This is a genomic window from Brevibacterium senegalense, assembly GCF_000285835.1.
Taxonomy (GTDB): Bacteria; Actinomycetota; Actinomycetes; order Actinomycetales; family Brevibacteriaceae; genus Brevibacterium; species Brevibacterium senegalense.
This window is the reverse complement of record NZ_HE978604.1, coordinates 1-15,948: the sequence shown is the minus strand read 5'-3', so window position 1 is coordinate 15,948 and position 15,948 is coordinate 1. Positions and strand designations below refer to the sequence as shown.

The following is a 15,948-nucleotide window of genomic DNA, read 5'->3' as shown; positions in this document are numbered from 1 at the left end:
AGCGGATCCGCTGCACGCCCCTTCCGCGTCTGCCCGCTCGCGACCGGCGTCGGCCGGCCGCCCTCAGGCCTGCTGCACGCCCACCGTGCGAGCCGGGAGAGGCGCATCCACGAGCTCCTCGAGCCGCTGGGAGAACGACAGCACCCCCCCGTCGTCGAACCGACGGCCGGCGACCTGGACCCCCACCGTCCGCCCGTCCGGGGTGAAGCCCGCGTGCACGGTGGACGCGGGCTGCTCCGACATGTTGTAGGGAACGGTGAAGCCGATGTGCTGCATGGGCAGCGACGGGTCGCTGAACGGCATGGGATGCTCCGCCGGGAACGCCGCCATGGGCGCGACGGGCGAGAGGACGACGTCGACGCCCACGGTCGCATCGATCGTGACGGAGCGCATCCGCTGGATCGAGTGGTAGCAGCGCAGCAGGTCGACCCCGGGCACGTCCGCTCCGGCCTGCGCCCACTGGGCGACGTGCGGCAGGATCCTCCGCTGCTCCTCGACGGGCAGCGCGGAGTACGTGTCCCACGACCGCACCCGCCAGAAGCGGTCGACGTCGTGCAGCAGCTCCGCGTCCATGAACGGGGCGATCTCGACGACCTGGGCGCCGGCGTCGGACAGGGCGTCCGCGGTCGCACGGGTCACGGCCGCCACGTGCGGGTCCGTCTCCTCACCGCAGCCGGCGCTCGTGTGCACGCCCACGCGCAGCCCGGCGAAGGACCCACCGGCGCCCGCCCCCGCACCCAGGGCACGGGAGTAGTCGCCGGTGTACGGGGGCAGCTCGGAGACGTCGCGCGCATCGGGTCGCCCGATCACCTGCATCACGGCCCGCACGTCCGCGGTCCGGCGGGCCAGGGGTCCCGCGCACCGTCCCAGGTAGGGCACGTCCAGGGGGACGCGGCCGAAGCTGGGCTTGAGCGTCGCGAGCCCCAGCCACGTGCCGGGCAGGCGGATCGATCCGCCGATGTCGGTGCCGATGTGCACGGGACCGTAGCCGGCCGCGGCCGCCGCACCGGCGCCGCTGGACGACCCTCCGGTCGTGAGTCGGGGGTCCAGCGGCGAGCGCGTGATGCCGTGCCGCGAGGAGACGCCGGAGGACAGCATGCCCCAGTCCGGCATGACGGTGACGCCGAAGAGCACCGCACCGCCCTCCCGCAGCCGCTGCGTGATGGGGGCGTCCTGTGCGGCCGGCTGCGGGTCGCCCGCCGCGTGGCCGCCGGGCATGGGCACGCCCCGCACCGCGACGTTCTCCTTGACGGTCACGGGCACCCCGTCCAGCGGCCCCAGCGGAGCACCGGCCGCCCAGCGCGCAGCCGCGTCCTGAGCGGCCCGCGCGGCGCCCCCGTCCGGTCCCAGGTCCCGCCACCACAGCGCGTTCAGCGTGGGCTCGCACTGCTCGACCCGCTCGCGCACCGCGTCCAGCACGTCGACCGGCGTGAACCCGCCGCGGCGGAACCCGTCCGTCAGCTGCTCCACCGACAGGTCGGCGAGCGTGGGTGCGGGAGCGCCTGCGGATGCTGCGGGGGCTGGGGTCTGGGACGTCACGGCGGGGTCTCCTTCGTGGTGGGGCACGGGGCTAGAACGCCCCCTGCAGGGTGGGGGTCGCGGCGACGAGCGCGCGCGTGTACTCGTGGGCCGGGTCGTCGTAGACCTGGTCGGTCGGGCCTTGTTCGACGATCTCGCCGGACCGCATGACGGCCACGTCCGAGCACAGGTGCCGCACGACGCCCAGGTCGTGGGACACGAAGACGAGGGTGAGGCTGTATTCGTCGACCAGGTCGGCCAGCAGGTTGAGCACCTGCGCGCGCACGGACACGTCCAGGGCGGACACGGGCTCGTCCGCGACGAGGATGCGCGGGCGGGTCACGAGTGCCCGGGCGATCGAGATCCGCTGCCGCTGGCCGCCGGAGAACTGGTGCGGGAACCGCGTGAGCGAATCCCGGTCCAGCCCCACCGCCTCGATGAGCTCCTCCGCCCGCGCCAGCCGCTCCGAGCGGGGCGCGCCCTGCGACTGCAGCGGCTCGCCGATGATGTCCGCGACGCTCATCCGCGGGTCCAGCGACGCGAAGGGGTCCTGGAACACGATCTGCAGGTCCCGGCGCATGGCGGTCAGTCCCCGGTCGTCCGTCGGATCGACGACGATGTCGCCCACCCGGATCCGACCGGCGGTGGGCGTCGCCAGGCCGGACAGCAGCGACAGGAGCGTCGATTTGCCGGAGCCGGACTCCCCCACGATGCCCATCCGGCCGCCATCGCGCACGCGCAGGTCGATGCCCTTGAGCGCCTGCACCTCGTGGCTGCGGAACAGGCCGGCCCGGCGGGTGTACGTCTTGACGAGGCCGGTCACCTCGATGAGGTCCGCGGCACCCGCGGTGCCGGACTCGTCGGAGCCGGCCCCGGCCTCGGCGACGGTGTCCGTCCCCACCGCCGAGGCCGCGGCGGCACCCACTGCCGGGGAACCTGCTGCGACCGGGATGTCCGCGGCCGGCGAGGACTCCGGGCCCGTTCCCGAGGCCGCGGCACCGTCAGGCTCCGCACCGCCGCCCGAGGCCGTGTTCCCGCCCGCAGACGTGGACGCGTCCGCTGCGGTGCCCGGATACTGCGCGGCGGTCGCGATCGTGAAGAGGCGGCCGTGCTCGTCCGTGGCTGTGAGGTCGCTGGCGGCCAGCAGCCCGCGGGTGTACTCGTGCTGGGGGTCGGTGAAGATCTGCTCGACGGTGCCGGACTCGACGACCTCGCCCTGCGTCATGACGAGGACCCGCTCGCACACGCGGGCGACGACCGCCAGGTCGTGGGTGATGAAGAGCAGGCCGGTGCCGCGGGCGCGCACCTGCTCGTCGATGAGGTCGAGGACCGCGGCCTGCACCGTCACGTCCAGCGCGGTCGTGGGCTCGTCGCAGATGAGGAGGTCCGGGGAGTTCGCCAGCGCGATCGCCAGCATGACGCGCTGCCGCTGACCGCCGGACAGCTGGTGGGGGTAGGCGCGCGCGGCGGCCACGGGGTCCGGCAGCTGCACCTGCTCCAGCAGCTCGACGGCGCGGCGCTGCGCGGCGTCGCCCGTGGCGGTGCGATGCAGACGCATGACCTCCGCGACCTGGTCGCCCACCCGCATGAGCGGGTTCAGCGCGCTCATGGGCTCCTGGAACACCATGCTCATCCGGCGTCCCCGCAGTGCCGCCAGGGACCGCTCCGACCGGTCGAGGAGGTTGCCGTCCTCCCCCGTCAGCTCGACGGAGCCGCCGGCGGTCAGCTCCTGCGGCAGCAGTCCCATGACGGCGGAGGAGGTGAGCGACTTGCCCGAACCGGACTCGCCGATGAGGCCCACCCGTTCGCCGGGGGCGATGTCGAAGGACAGGGGGTGCACCAGCTCGCGCTGGGCCGTGGAGATCGTGAGGTCGCGAACGCGCAGCAGAGGCGTGGCCATCAGCTCCGTCCTCTCAGTGTCGGGTCGAGCCTGTCGCGCAGGCCGTCGCCCATCAGGTTGAAGCCCAGCACCGCGAGCGCGATGAAGAGGCCTGGCCAGATCGCCAGTTCCGGGCGGGAGCCCAGGAACTGCTGGGACTCCTGCAGCATGCGACCCCACGACGGGATGGGCGGCTGGGTGCCCAGACCCAGGAAGGAGAGCCCGGCCTCGGCGAGGACGGACAGGGCGAAGGTGACCGATGCCTGCACGATGACGAGTCCCGCGATGTTGGGCAGCACGTGCTGGAGGGCGATCTGCAGCGAGGTCCGGTTCGCACTGCGGGCGGCGGAGACGAACTCGCGGCTCATGATCTGCAGCGTGCCGGACCGGGCGACCCGGGCGAACGCGGGGATCGCGGCGATGCCGATCGCGATCATCGCCGGCACCGTCCCCGCGCCGAAGACGGCGGAGAAGACGATCGCCAGCAGCAGGGCGGGGAACGCGAGGAGCAGGTCGTTGCCGCGCATGATGAGGCCGGAGAGCCAGCGCACGCGGGTCATCCCGGCCAGCACGCCCAGCGGGACGCCGATCACCATCGCGATGCCCACGGAGACGACGCCCACGAGCAGGGTGATGCGCGCGCCCAGCATGATCCACGTGAGGGTGTCGCGGCCGAAGCGGTCGGTGCCCATCGGGTGCTCCGCGCTCCCGCTCTGGAGGCGGGCGGCGGGGTCCGGGGTCGTCGCGTCGTACGGGGTCCACACGAGGGACACGAGCGCCATGAGGACGATGAGCGCGACGAGCGCGAGGCCCACGAGGAACGTGAGGTCCCGCGCGCGGCGGCGAGTGGGGGTGGTGGGGGCGGTGGGGACGGTCATGCGGCATTCCTCACGCGCGGATCGAGGAGCGAGTACAGCAGGTCGATGATGAGGTTGAGGGTGAGGACGAGGAACACGAGGACCATGACGATCGCCTGGACCGTCAGCAGGTCGCGGTTGGCGACCGCGCGCACCAGCTCGGATCCCATCCCCGGCAGGACGAACACCTGCTCGATGACGACCGCGCCGATCAGCAGCGTGGCCAACTGGACGCCCGCGACCGTGACGACGGGGATCGCGGCGTTACGCAGTCCGTGCACGACGAGCGCGGAGCCGGACGTGCGCCCCTTGGCGCGGGCCGTGCGCAGGTAGTCCTCGCGCATGACCTCGAGGACGGCGGACCGCACGTAGCGGGTGAGGATCGCCGCCTGGACGAGGGCCAGCGCGCAGACCGGCAGGACGAGGTGCGAGAGGAACCCGCCGAAGCCGAAGATCGGCGCCTGCCAGCCGGACGAGGGGAACCAGCCCAACCCCAGGGAGAAGACCATGACGAGCAGGATGCCCGCAAGGAAATTGGGCACGGCGACGCCCACCTGGCTGAGGCCGGAGAGGATCGTGCCCAGCGCGCGGCCGCGCAGCAGCGCAGCCGCCGTCCCCAGCGGGATCGCGATGACGAGGGCGAGCACCATGGCGCTCACGACGAGGATGAGCGTCACCTGGATGCTGTTCGCCACGAGCGGGGTGATGGGGGCGCCGGTGACGTAGGAGGTCCCGAAGTCGCCGCGCAGCATCCCGCCGAGCCAGTCGGCGTACTGGACGACGAGGGGTCGGTCGAGACCGAACTGCTGCTCGATCCGGGCGACGTCCTCCGCCGTCGCGCTCATGCCGGCGGCGACGCGTGCGGCGTTGCCGGGCAGGATCTGCATGAGTCCGAACACTGCGATGGTCGCGGCCCACACCGTGAGCACGAACTGCAGGAGTCGGAAGGCGAGTGCGCGCACGAGGCTGCCGTCCTAACGCTTGTCAGTGGCGGGTCTGGGCACGAGCAGGGGCGCGGTGCGGGCCTTCCGGCTCGCACCGCGCCCCACGGCTCAGCTCCAGGCCAGGTCGTAGATCTGGAAGGAGTCGGACACGGCGTTGACGGGCAGGCCCGTCACCGCGGCGTCCGCGACGACCAGGTTGGGGAAGAGGAAGAGGAAACCGGCGGCCGCGTCCTCCGTGATGGTGCGCGCGACCTCCTGCATGCCCTCGTTGTACTCCTCCTCGGTGCCGGCATCCGCGTCGGCCGCGATGTCCTCGATGCGCGAGGCGTCGTAGCCGGTGTAGTAGCCGTCGCCGAACACGGTGAGCAGGTCGCGCGCCTCGACGTGGTTGATGACCGACATGTCGTAGTCGTGGTTGCCCATCGTCTCCTCGAGCCACACGGCCGGGAACTCCTGGGTCTCGATCGTGGGCTTCAGGCCGATCGCCTCGAGCTGCGCGGCGACGATCTCCGCCGAGGCCTGCGCGTACGGGCGGTTGGGGACGGTGAAGCGGAACTCCTCGCCCTCGATGCCTGCCTCCTCGACGAGCTCCTTGGCCCGCTCGACGTCGTGCGGGAACACGTCCGTGAGGTCCTCGTAGTACGGGTCCGTGGGCGGGACCATGCCGCCGATCAGCTCGCCGTAGCCGCCCCATGCCGTGTCGAGGACCGCCTGCTCGTCGATGCCGTAGAGGACGGCCTCGCGCGCCTGCTGGTCTGCGAAGATGCCGTCCGCGTTGTTCATGGAGAGGACGACCTCGCCGTTCGTCGTGCCGACCGCGACCTGCTTCGTGTCGTCGGCCTCGAACTCCGGGGTGAGCTCCGGCGTCTGGAGGTTGCCGATGACGTCGACCTGGCCGGACTTCAGTGCGTTCGAGACGGCGACGGCGTCGTCGAAGTACCGGAAGGTCACGGTGTCGAGCGTGCCCGGGGTGGCGCCCGCGTAATCGTCGCGCTTCGCGAAGACGATCTGCTGGCCGCGGGTGAACTCCTCGACCGTGTAGGGGCCGGAGCCCACCGCGGTGTTCGCGAGGTCGTCGACCTCGTCCGGGTGGAAGACGGCGCCCACGAGGGAGGCGAGGTTGAAGAGCCACGTGTTCGACGGCTGCGACAGGGTGATCTCCACCGTGCCCTCGTCGGGCGCCTCGATCGAGTCGACGACGTCCATCTTCGCGCCCAGCGCGTTCGTCCAGTCGTCGGACTGCACGCGCTCGTAAGAGAACTTCACGTCCTCCGCCGTGACCGGGTCGCCGTTGGAGAACGTGGCCTCCGGGTCGAGGGTGAAGGTGTAGGTGAGGCGGTCGTCGCTGATCTCCCACGCCGTGGCGAGCGCCGGCTGGATCTCGCCCTCCTGGTCGATGCGGACGAGGGACTCGTAGACGTTCTCCATGAGCGCCTGCGGGATCGCCGCACCGTCCGTCGTGGTGAAGTCGAGATTCACCGGCTCCGCGGTGTGCGCGACGACGATGTCCGTCCGCGCCTCACCGCCCTCGCCGCCGGCGCTGCTGCCCGCTCCCGCGCTGCAGCCAGTGATCGTGAGAGTGAGGGCTGCAGCACCGGCTGCGGCTGCGAGAAAGCGGGACATCGTGCTCCTGTCGACCGGGCGGGCGGCAGACTCCGCCGCGCGGGGTGATTCGTGTGATGCCCCGCGGATCCGGCGCGGACCCGGATTCGAGTCCGAGCGCGAACGCCACTGAGGCATGCGCCACAGTGTATCCCCCGCCACATCGCACTACGGAATCATCGTCTCACGATGTGGACCAGGCTCAGAATACCCCGCACGCGTGCAAGCACGGCACGATGACGTGCCGTTCGACGCGCACGGCGAACCGAGCCCCAGAGCCCGGACCACCGCGCTCAGCGCAGTCGGGGCTCCCCGCTCAGCGCAGTCGGAGCGCCCGCCTCAGTCTGCGCGGATCGCCGCGAGGAGCGCGCGGAAGGCGAGCGCGCGGTGCGAGATCGCGTTCTTCCGCTCCGGGCCCAGCTCCGCGGCGGTGAGAGCGGACCCGTCGGGCAGGAACAGGGGGTCGTAGCCGAACCCGTCGTCCCCGCGCGGGGCCCGCAGAAGGGTACCGGTGAAGCGGCCCTCACGGACGACCTCGGTCCCGTCCGGGGTGACGAACGCGGCGGCGCACACGAAGGCGGCGCCGCGGTGCGCGTCCGGGACGTCCGACAGCTGGGCGAGGAGCAGCGCATTGTTCGCGGCGTCGTCGCCGTGAGTCCCCGCCCAGCGGGCGGAGAAGATGCCCGGCGCACCGCCCAGCACGTCGACGGCCAGGCCCGAGTCGTCCGCGAAGGCGGGCAGACCAGAGGACAGGGCCGCCGAGCGCGCCTTCTTGAGCGCGTTCGCCTCGAACGTCACGCCGTCCTCGACGACCTCGGGCAGGGCGGCCTCGTCCGCGGACAGGACGCGGACGGGCCCCAGCGACTCGGCGAGCAGGGACTCGAGCTCGCGGATCTTGCCGGCGTTGCGGGTGGCGAGGACGGCCTCGGCGAAGGCAGGAGTGCTCACGGGAGGTCCCGTCCGCTCAGGAGGCGGCGCCGCGCGGGGCGGCGAGCGCGGCCCGCTGCGCCTCGGCGAGCTGTGCGCACCCGGTCTGGGCGAGGTCCAGCAGACGGCCCAGCTCGTCGCGGTCGAAGGGGACGCCCTCCGCGGTGCCCTGGACCTCGACGAAGGCGCCCGAGCCGGTCATGACGACGTTCATGTCCGTGCCCGCCTTCACGTCCTCCTCGTACGGCAGGTCAAGGACCGGCGTGCCGTCGACGATGCCCACGCTCACGGCGGCGATCGAGTCGAGGAGCGGATCGACGGCGGCCGGGATCCAGCCGCGGCGACGTCCGGTGTCGATCGCGTCCGCCAGTGCCACGTAGGCGCCGGTGATGGCGGCGGTGCGGGTGCCGCCGTCCGCCTGGAGGACGTCGCAATCGATCTGCAGCGTGTTCTCGCCCAGCTTGTCCATGTCGACGGCGGCGCGCAGCGAACGGCCGATGAGGCGCGAGATCTCGTGCGTGCGGCCGCCCACACGGCCCTTGACGGACTCGCGGGAGCTGCGGGTGTGGGTGGCGCGCGGAAGCATCGCGTACTCGCCGGTGACCCAGCCGCGGCCCTCGCCCTTCATCCAGCGCGGCACGCCCTCCGACAGGGAGGCCGCGCAGAGGACGCGCGTGCGGCCGAACTCGACGAGCACGCTCCCCTCCGCGTGGTCCAGCCAGTCGCGGGTGATGCGCACGTCGCGCAGCTGGTCGGGGGCACGGCCGTCGAAGCGGGCGGGAGACGTCACAGGGGGTTCCTTCCGTTGGGGATGTCCCACGTCGCGCCGGGGGCGGCGACGTCGATGGGGCCTGGATAGGCGGATTCCGCCTCCGTGCGCACGATGTGCTCGCGCGTCCACGGCGGGATGTGGGTGAGGACGAGGCGCGCGACCCCGGCGCGCTGCGCCGTGCGACCCGCGCGCAGGCCGGTGAGATGGACGCCGCGGACGGTGTCGCGGTCCTCCTCGAACGCCGCCTCGCAGAGGAGCACGTCCGCGGCCGCGGACGCGGCGTCCAGTCCGTCGCACTCGTCCGTGTCGCCCGAGTACACGACCACTCCCCCGTCCGGTGTCGTCACCCGCAGGGCGTAGCACTCGACGGGGTGGCGGACGAGGAACGGCTCGAAGCGCGCACCGCCCAGCTCGAAGGGGGCACGGTCGGTCAGCGTGCGAAAATCGAACGCGGCCCGCAGATCCGTCGCGTGCGCGGTCTCCGCGTCCGGGCTGAGCCCGGGCTCCGTGTGGTAGGCCCGGGCGATCCGCTCCTCCGTCCCGCCCGGGCCCCACACGGGCAGCGGGGCAGGCGGCTGAGGCACGGCCGCGAGTGGCTGAGTCCCCGCGTCGGAGCGGGCCCCAGGGACGGGCGCGGCCTCGCCGGAGTCGCCCGACCCGCAGAACGTCCGCGGGTCGTACACCCGGTGGACGTAGAGACCGGTCATGTCGAGGCAGTGGTCCGGATGCAGGTGCGAGAGCACGACCGCGTCCAGGTCCGCCGGGTCCACGTGCGCCTGCAGCGCACCCAGTGCGCCGGAGCCCAGGTCCAGCGCCACCTGCCAGTCCCGGCCCTCCGCGTGCCACGACAGCAGGTAGCAGCTGGCCGCGCTGCCCGGCCCGGGGAACGAACCGGACGTCCCGACCGCTGTGAGCCTCATCCGCGGTCACCGAGCGGGCCGTCGGGACCCCGGGGATCGTCGCCGCCCGCACCGTGCGCGTCCTCGTCGCCGTCGCCCGGGAGATCGCCGAGGTCGTCGTCCCCGTCGTCGAGGTCCTCACCGTCGTCGGGCAGGCCGTCGAGCATGAACTGGGTGATGTGCTCCTGGAGCCAGGTCGTGAGCTCGTAGAGGCTGAGGATCGCCTCCTCCGTCTCGCTCACCTCCGCGCCGTCCGCGTGCGGGTCATCACCCAGCAGGCGCACCGCGTCCTCGTCGCTCGCGATGCCCACACGGGAGGCCAGGACCAGCCGCACGTCCGTGAGCGCCCGCATCCACGCGTGCGCGGTGTCGCGGTCGAGGGAGATGGGAGCGGGGTGCTGGCCCAGGCTGTGCAGGGCGATGCGGATGCTGTGGAGCTTCGACTCCCGCAGGTCCCGTTCCGTCAGCCGTCGGTACTCCGCAGAGCGCTGCGGGTCGGAGGAGTCCGCGTCCGGCAGGAGTCGCAGCAGTGCGGGATCACGGGGCCGGGTGACCTCCTGGTCGGGGTCCAGATGGCCCACGAGGCGCAGGAACGGGTCGTCGTCCGGTTCGGGGAGGTCGGCGGAGAGGAGCTGGGACACGTCCGCCAGGAGCGTCGTGATGATCGTCTGCTCCGGGTCCTCCATCTGGAGGGCGATCCGTCCGCGGTTCGGGTCGGGGATGATCCTCATGCGTCCCCCCGATCGTCCGACGGCCGGCACTCGGCCCAGAGGCCGTATCCGTGCATCGCCTGGACGTCCTTCTCCATCTGCTCCCGCGAGCCGGTCGACACACGGCTGCGGCCCCGCTCGTGCACCTCGAGCATGAGGCGCCGCGCCTTCTCCCGGGTGTATCCGAAGTACTCGCGGAACACGAACTCGACATAGCTCATGAGGTTGACCGGGTCATTCAGCACGACGGTCACCCACGGCACGTCCCGCACCGGCGCGGTGACGCCTCGCACGTCCGGCTCCGCGACTGCGGTCGCCCCCTCCTGCTCTGTCACGTCCCCTACCTTAACCGTCGCGGGTCGCTCCTCGACGTGCGCCGCCTCACTCTCGCGTCGCGGTCCGCGAAGCCCGTGTTCTAGGATCCAGACATGAGTGCACACGCGGCAGGGCGCCCCTCGAGCGCCCTCCTCACCGACATGTACGAGCTCACGATGCTGCAGGCGGGACTGAACTCCGGTGCCGCCCACCGGCGCAGCCTGTTCGAGGTCTTCGGCCGTCGCCTCCCCTCCGGGAGGCGCTACGGCGTCGTCGCCGGCACCGGCCGGATCCTCTCGCTGCTGGCGGACTTCCGCTTCACCGACGCGCAGCTGCGGTGGCTCGAGGAGCAGTCGATCGTCGATGCCGCGACGCTGGACTACCTGCGCGACTACGAGTTCTCCGGCACCGTCCGCGGCTACGCGGAGGGCGAGGTGTACTTCCCCGGCTCCCCCGTCCTCACAGTCGAGGGCTCGTTCGGCGATGCGGTGGTGCTGGAGACGCTCATCCTCTCCGTGCTCAACCACGACTCCGCCGTCGCGTCCGCCGCCTCGCGGATGACGAACGCCGCGGGCGGCCGACCGCTCGCGGAGATGGGGTCGCGTCGCACGCACGAGATCTCCGCGGTCGCCGCCGCGCGTGCGACGGCGGTCGGAGGGTTCTCCGCCACCTCGAATCTGGAGGCGGGGCAGGTCTACGGGATCCCGACCCTGGGCACGTCCGCACACTCGTTCACCCTCATCCACGATTCGGAGCGCGAGGCGTTCGAGGCGCAGATCGCCTCCCTGGGCGCGGACACGACGGTGCTGCTGGACACGTACGACGTCGACACCGCCCTGCAGACCGCGGTCGACATCGCGGGCCCCTCTCTGGGCGGCGTCCGCCTGGACTCCGGCGATCTGGCCATCCAGGCGATGGAGGTGCGCGCGAAGCTCGACCACCTGGGCGCGACGGGCACCTCGATCACCGTGACGAGCGACCTCGACGAGTACGCGATCGCGGCGCTGGCCGCAGCGCCCGTGGACTCCTACGGCGTGGGCACGCGCGTTGTGACCGGCTCCGGATTCCCCACCGCGAACCTCGTGTACAAGCTCGTCGCCCACACGGACTCATCCGACGGCACGGGCGAATGGACCTCGGTCGCGAAGAAGTCGAACGGCAAGAGCAGCCGCGGCGGCCGCAAGCAGGCGGTGCGCGTGTTCGACGGGCCGATCGCCACGGAGGAGGCGATCGGCATCCCGCGGATCCCCGAGGACCTCGCAGACGGCCGCGAGCTCCTCGTCGATCTGGTCGTCGACGGCGCCATCGACGACACGTTCACCGGGCGCGAGGGCGTCCGCCGCGCCCGGGAGCGCCACGCGGAGTCGGTCGCCGAGCTGCCCCGGACCGCACGGCGCCTCCAGGACGGCGAGCCCGCCATCCCCACGGTCTACTACGAGGACTGAGAGCCGGGAGGGGCGCGGCCGGCGGGCCGGCGCGCTCCTCCCGGCCGCGCGACAGGACGCCCCGCGCAGCGGGAGCTGCGTGTCAGCGCCGTCCCACGAACCAGCCCTCCAGCCGCGAGATCCGATTCTGGATCTGTTCGCGCGTGGCCTCGGCGACGGCGGGACCGCCGCAGGCCTTCCGCAGTTCGACGTGGATGGTCGCGTGCGGCTTCCCGGTGCGCCGGGACCACGCCCCGACGAGCGTCTGCAGACGATTCCGGTCCTCCTTGAGGGCACGGTGCTCGAACTCGTCGTGGGTGGACTCCGGCTCCGCCACCGCCACCCGCTGCCGCCGCGTCTGCTGCTCGGCCTGGTGCTTGCGCAGAAGCTCCGTCACCTGTTCCGGTTCCAGCAGACCCGGGATCCCGATGAAGTCCGATTCGTCCTCGGACCCGATCGCTCCCCCGGCGCCGAACTCGCCGCCGTCGAAGAGGACCTTGTCGAAGCTCGCCTGCGCGTCGAGTGCTTCGAAGTTTCCCAGCAGGTCGTCGCTGGCCTTCTCCGACCTGTTCGCCTCCGCCAGCGCGTCGTCGTCGAACGTGACGAGCCCGTCGTCGTCCGGATCCGGCTTCCGGTCCAGGGCGTGGTCGCGCTGCGCCTCCAGGGTGTTCGCGAGCGCCATGAGGATGGGCACGCTGGGCAGGAAGATCGACGCCGTCTCGCCCCGCTTGCGGGCGCGCACGAAACGGCCGATCGCCTGCGCGAAGAAGAGCGGGGTCGCGGACGAGGTCGCGTACACGCCCACCGCCAACCGCGGCACGTCGACACCCTCGGACACCATCCGGACCGCCACCATCCAGCGGCTGTCGGACTCCTGGAACTCCTCGATCCGCTCGGACGCCCCGGCTTCGTCGGACAGGACGACGGTGACCGGTTCGCCGCAGATCTCCCGCAGCTGCTTCGCGTAGGCACGCGCGACGGTCTGGTCCGTCGCGATGACGAGCCCGCCCGCGTCCGGGACGGTCCGGCGGACCTCCGACAGGCGGCGGTCGGCGGCGCGCAGCACGGCGGGGATCCACTCGCCCTTGGGGTCCAGCGCGGTGCGCCAGGCCTGGGAATGGATGTCCTTCGTGGCCTCTGCGCCCAGCACGGCGGACATCTCGTCGCCGGCCTTCGTGCGCCACCGCATCTCGCCGGCGTACGCGAGGAAGAGGACGGGTCGGACGACTCCGTCGCGCAGCGCCTGCGCGTACCCATACGTGTAGTCCGCCTTCGACGTGCGGATCCCCTCCTCATCCGGGGCGTACTCGACGAAGGGGATGGGGCTCGTGTCGGAGCGGAAGGGCGTGCCGGTCAGGGACAGGCGGCGGCGTGCCGGCTCGAACGCCTCGCGGATCGCGTCACCCCACGACAGGCTGTCGCCCGCGTGGTGGACCTCGTCGAGGATCACGAGGGTGCGGGCGGCCGCGGTGCGATTGTGGTGCAGCATCGGTTTCGCAGCGACCTGCGCGTACGTGAGCGCGACGCCGTGGAACCCGGGGGCGTGCCGACCCTGCGAGTTCTTGAAGTGGGGGTCCAGGCGGATCCCCACCCGCGCCGCGGCGTCCGCCCACTGCACCTTGAGGTGCTCCGTGGGGGCGACGACGGTGACGCGCTCGACGACGCGCCGCGCCAGCAGTTCGGCGCCCAGTCTCAGCGCGAAGGTCGTCTTGCCCGCTCCCGGGGTCGCGACGGCCAGGAAGTCCCGTGGTTCTGTCCTGAAGTACTCTTCCAGCGCCTCAGCCTGCCAGGCGCGCAGCTTGCCGGCGGTTCCCCACGCAGCGCGTTCGGGGAAGGCGGGCGGCAGCTGTTCGGCGGCGTGAGTGCCGGGAACGCGCGCCGACACCTACTCCTGCGGTCCTTCCGGCATGGTCTCGTAGATCTCCTTGCACTGCGGGCAGACGGGGAAGCGCTCCGGATCGCGCGAGGGGATCCACACCTTGCCGCACAGGGCGACGACGGGGGTCCCGTTGATCATCGCCTCCATGATCTTCGCCTTGGGGGCGTAGTGCGAATAGCGCTCGTGGTCACCGGGTTCGACCAGCTGCTCCTGCGCCTGGCGGTCCAGCGTGGCCGAGCCTCCGCCTGCGAGATATGTTTCAGACATGGACCCCATTCTAGGACCGCTCACGGACATGGCCGACCCGTCCTTCATCGACGCCTATCGCAGCGCGGCGCAGGACATCCCGCGCCCTGTCGGGGTTCTCGCGTGTTCACTGGGGTCCGCACGGTACGCGATCACGGTCGATTCGTTCCTGGATGTGTCGTACGACCCACCCACGATGGCGCTGAGCGTCTACAGCGGTTCGAGGATGGCCGAGCAGCTCGAGACCGTCGACACGTGCGCCCTCAGCATCCTCGCCTCCCAGCAGAAGGGCATCGCCCAGTGGCTGGGCGAACCCGGACAGCCGGTGCGCGGGCTGCTGGACCCCCTGGACACCGCCGAGGCCCCCTCCGGCTCCCCGGTCGTCTCCGGTGCCGTGGCCTGGTTCGATCTCAGGATCACGCAGCGGGTCGAGGTCGCCACCCACACGATCCTCGCCGCGACCGTGACGGCGGTGGGGTCACGTCACGGCGCAGAGCCGCTCGTGCACTGGGCGGACGCCTACCATCGGCCCGCGCCGCGGTGAGTGACGCTCAGACGTTGCCCTGAGCGCTCATCGCGCGTGCGACTCGCAGGAAGCCAGCGATGTTCGCACCGGCGACGTAGTCGCCCGGAGCGCCGTAGGCCTCAGCCGCCTCCGCACACGACGTGTGGATGCCCGACATGATCTCGTCCAGTCGTGCGTCGGTCTGCGCGAAGGACCACGAATCGCGCGACGCGTTCTGCTGCATCTCCAGGGCCGAGGTCGCGACGCCGCCGGCATTCGCGGCCTTGCCGGGGCCGAAGAGCACGTCGTTCTCCCCCAGCGTCTTGATCGCATCGGGGGTGCACGGCATGTTCGCACCTTCGGCGACGAGCATGACCCCGTTCTTCACGAGCTCTGCGGCGGCATCCGCGTCCAGTTCATTCTGCGTCGCGCACGGGAGCGCGATGTCGGCCTCGAGCGACCAGATGCTGCCGTCAGCGTGGAAGGTCGCAGATGAGCGAGCGTCCGCGTACTCCTTGATCCGCGCACCGCGGTTCAGTTTCACATCCTTGAGGAGGCGCACATCCAGTCCCTCCGGGTCGTGGATGAAACCACCGGAGTCCGACGCCGCGATGACCGTCGCACCCAGCTCCTGCGCCTTCTGCGCCGCGTGGATGGCGACGTTGCCCGAACCGGACACGATCACGCGCTTGCCGTCGAACGAGCGGCCCGCGGCGGACAGCATCTCGCGCACGAAGTACACGAGGCCGAAACCGGTCGCCTCCATGCGCACCATCGAACCGCCGTAGTCCAGGCCCTTGCCGGTCAGCACCCCGGCCTCGAACCGGTTGGTGATCCGCTTGTACTGGCCGAAGAGGAATCCGATCTCCCGGCTGCCCACACCGCTGTCGCCGGCAGGCACATCCGTGTGCTCGCCCAGATGGCGATACAGCTCTGTCATGAACGACTGGCAGAAGCGCATGATCTCGAGGTCGCTCTTGCCCTTGGGGTCGAAGTCCGACCCGCCCTTGCCGCCACCGATCGGCATGCCCGTGAGCGCGTTCTTGAAGATCTGCTCGAAGCCCAGGAACTTGACGATGCCCAGATAGACCGTGGGATGGAAGCGCAGGCCACCCTTGTAGGGGCCCAGCGCAGAGTTGTACTCCACCCGGAAGCCGCGATTGATCTGGGCTTTGCCGTGGTCGTCCGTCCACGGCACCCGGAAGATGATCTGCCGCTCCGGCTCGCACAGGCGCTCGATGACGCCGGAACCCACCAGGTCCGGATGACGGTCAGCCACAGCGCCCAGGCTGTAGAACACCTCCAGCACGGCCTGGTGGAACTCGGACTCCCCCGGGTTCCGGTGCAGGACCGTGTCGTACATGGGGCGCAGCGCTGGATGAAGACTCATGGGTCGAACTATATATGCGTGGAACACTCCGGGCACATGATTCTGAATGCCGAGAAGCACGGGCTCCGGAAAACCGGTGAG

At 71.4% G+C, this 15,948-nt stretch carries 15 protein-coding genes; 2 read left to right on the top strand and 13 right to left on the bottom strand.

Annotated features, from left to right (window positions below; translation table 11 throughout):
• Positions 1 to 63: 63 nt before the first annotated feature.
• From HGBR_RS09440 to clpS, 10 genes are all read right to left on the bottom strand, one after another.
• The gene (locus HGBR_RS09440) at positions 64 to 1,539 is read right to left on the bottom strand and encodes an amidase (RefSeq protein ID WP_019159099.1); all 1,476 of its coding nucleotides are present in this window, start codon (positions 1,537 to 1,539) and stop codon (positions 64 to 66) included.
• Between the two features lie 31 nt (positions 1,540 to 1,570).
• The gene (locus tag HGBR_RS09435) at positions 1,571 to 3,418 is read right to left on the bottom strand and encodes a dipeptide ABC transporter ATP-binding protein (protein WP_019159098.1); all 1,848 of its coding nucleotides are present in this window, start codon (positions 3,416 to 3,418) and stop codon (positions 1,571 to 1,573) included.
• A complete protein-coding gene (locus HGBR_RS09430; protein ID WP_019159097.1) occupies positions 3,418 to 4,275 on the bottom strand; it encodes an ABC transporter permease in 858 nt (285 codons plus the stop codon). The genes HGBR_RS09435 and HGBR_RS09430 overlap by 1 nt, the downstream gene beginning before the upstream one ends.
• Positions 4,272 to 5,216 carry an ABC transporter permease gene (locus tag HGBR_RS09425; protein ID WP_019159096.1) on the bottom strand — a complete coding sequence of 315 codons (945 nt, stop codon included), beginning with the start codon at positions 5,214 to 5,216 and terminating at the stop codon, positions 4,272 to 4,274. Before HGBR_RS09425 ends, HGBR_RS09430 begins: the two co-directional genes overlap by 4 nt.
• 90 nt (positions 5,217 to 5,306) lie before the next feature.
• Entirely contained in the window at positions 5,307 to 6,821 is a 1,515-nt protein-coding gene (locus HGBR_RS09420) for an ABC transporter substrate-binding protein (protein WP_019159095.1), read from the bottom strand.
• 318 nt (positions 6,822 to 7,139) lie between these two features.
• A complete protein-coding gene (gene rdgB, locus HGBR_RS09415; protein ID WP_019159094.1) occupies positions 7,140 to 7,748 on the bottom strand; it encodes an RdgB/HAM1 family non-canonical purine NTP pyrophosphatase in 609 nt (202 codons plus the stop codon).
• Positions 7,749 to 7,764: 16 nt separating this feature from the next.
• Positions 7,765 to 8,517 carry a ribonuclease PH gene (rph, locus tag HGBR_RS09410; RefSeq protein ID WP_019159093.1) on the bottom strand — a complete coding sequence of 251 codons (753 nt, stop codon included), beginning with the start codon at positions 8,515 to 8,517 and terminating at the stop codon, positions 7,765 to 7,767.
• Positions 8,514 to 9,419 carry an MBL fold metallo-hydrolase gene (locus HGBR_RS09405; protein ID WP_019159092.1) on the bottom strand — a complete coding sequence of 302 codons (906 nt, stop codon included), beginning with the start codon at positions 9,417 to 9,419 and terminating at the stop codon, positions 8,514 to 8,516. The genes rph and HGBR_RS09405 overlap by 4 nt, the downstream gene beginning before the upstream one ends.
• Entirely contained in the window at positions 9,416 to 10,129 is a 714-nt protein-coding gene (locus HGBR_RS17330; RefSeq protein WP_019159091.1) for a DUF2017 domain-containing protein, read from the bottom strand. The genes HGBR_RS09405 and HGBR_RS17330 overlap by 4 nt, the downstream gene beginning before the upstream one ends.
• Positions 10,126 to 10,443 (bottom strand): ATP-dependent Clp protease adapter ClpS, encoded by a 318-nt coding sequence (clpS, locus tag HGBR_RS09395; protein WP_019159090.1) that lies wholly within the window; start codon positions 10,441 to 10,443, stop codon positions 10,126 to 10,128. Before clpS ends, HGBR_RS17330 begins: the two co-directional genes overlap by 4 nt.
• Before the next feature lie 93 nt (positions 10,444 to 10,536).
• Here clpS and HGBR_RS09390 point away from each other — a divergent pair, with 93 nt between their 5' ends.
• The gene (locus tag HGBR_RS09390; RefSeq protein ID WP_019159089.1) at positions 10,537 to 11,868 is read left to right on the top strand and encodes a nicotinate phosphoribosyltransferase; all 1,332 of its coding nucleotides are present in this window, start codon (positions 10,537 to 10,539) and stop codon (positions 11,866 to 11,868) included.
• Between the two features lie 82 nt (positions 11,869 to 11,950).
• Here the strand turns inward: HGBR_RS09390 and HGBR_RS09385 are convergent, their stop codons facing one another.
• Together HGBR_RS09385 and HGBR_RS09380 are read right to left on the bottom strand one after the other, a co-directional pair.
• Positions 11,951 to 13,732, bottom strand: coding sequence for a DEAD/DEAH box helicase (locus HGBR_RS09385; protein ID WP_019159088.1), 1,782 nt, complete (start codon positions 13,730 to 13,732; stop codon positions 11,951 to 11,953).
• Positions 13,733 to 13,993: a DUF3039 domain-containing protein gene (locus HGBR_RS09380; protein WP_026077479.1), complete on the bottom strand. Its 261-nt coding sequence runs from the start codon at positions 13,991 to 13,993 to the stop codon at positions 13,733 to 13,735.
• On the opposite strand from HGBR_RS09380, the gene HGBR_RS17325 reads away from it, so the two are divergent.
• Positions 13,992 to 14,516 carry a flavin reductase family protein gene (locus HGBR_RS17325; RefSeq protein ID WP_147522418.1) on the top strand — a complete coding sequence of 175 codons (525 nt, stop codon included), beginning with the start codon at positions 13,992 to 13,994 and terminating at the stop codon, positions 14,514 to 14,516. The genes HGBR_RS09380 and HGBR_RS17325 overlap by 2 nt on opposite strands.
• A gap of 7 nt (positions 14,517 to 14,523) precedes the next feature.
• On the opposite strand, the gene gdhA is transcribed toward HGBR_RS17325, so the two are convergent.
• Complete coding sequence (gene gdhA / locus HGBR_RS09370) at positions 14,524 to 15,867, bottom strand: NADP-specific glutamate dehydrogenase (protein ID WP_026077478.1); 1,344 nt, start codon at positions 15,865 to 15,867, stop codon at positions 14,524 to 14,526.
• Positions 15,868 to 15,948 lie beyond the last annotated feature (81 nt).

Bases quoted from the DNA above. Each gene is read 5' to 3' on its own strand.
- gdhA (WP_026077478.1), bottom strand. From the start codon at position 15,867: ATGAGTCTTCATCCAGCGCTGCGCCCCATGTACGACACGGTCCTGCAC.
- HGBR_RS09380 (WP_026077479.1), bottom strand. From the start codon at position 13,993: ATGTCTGAAACATATCTCGCAGGCGGAGGCTCGGCCACGCTGGACCGC.
- HGBR_RS09420 (WP_019159095.1), bottom strand. From the start codon at position 6,821: ATGTCCCGCTTTCTCGCAGCCGCAGCCGGTGCTGCAGCCCTCACTCTC.
- HGBR_RS09405 (WP_019159092.1), bottom strand. From the start codon at position 9,419: ATGAGGCTCACAGCGGTCGGGACGTCCGGTTCGTTCCCCGGGCCGGGC.
- HGBR_RS17325 (WP_147522418.1), top strand. From the start codon at position 13,992: ATGGACCCCATTCTAGGACCGCTCACGGACATGGCCGACCCGTCCTTC.
- HGBR_RS17330 (WP_019159091.1), bottom strand. From the start codon at position 10,129: ATGAGGATCATCCCCGACCCGAACCGCGGACGGATCGCCCTCCAGATG.
- HGBR_RS09430 (WP_019159097.1), bottom strand. From the start codon at position 4,275: ATGACCGTCCCCACCGCCCCCACCACCCCCACTCGCCGCCGCGCGCGG.
- HGBR_RS09435 (WP_019159098.1), bottom strand. From the start codon at position 3,418: ATGGCCACGCCTCTGCTGCGCGTTCGCGACCTCACGATCTCCACGGCC.
- HGBR_RS09390 (WP_019159089.1), top strand. From the start codon at position 10,537: ATGAGTGCACACGCGGCAGGGCGCCCCTCGAGCGCCCTCCTCACCGAC.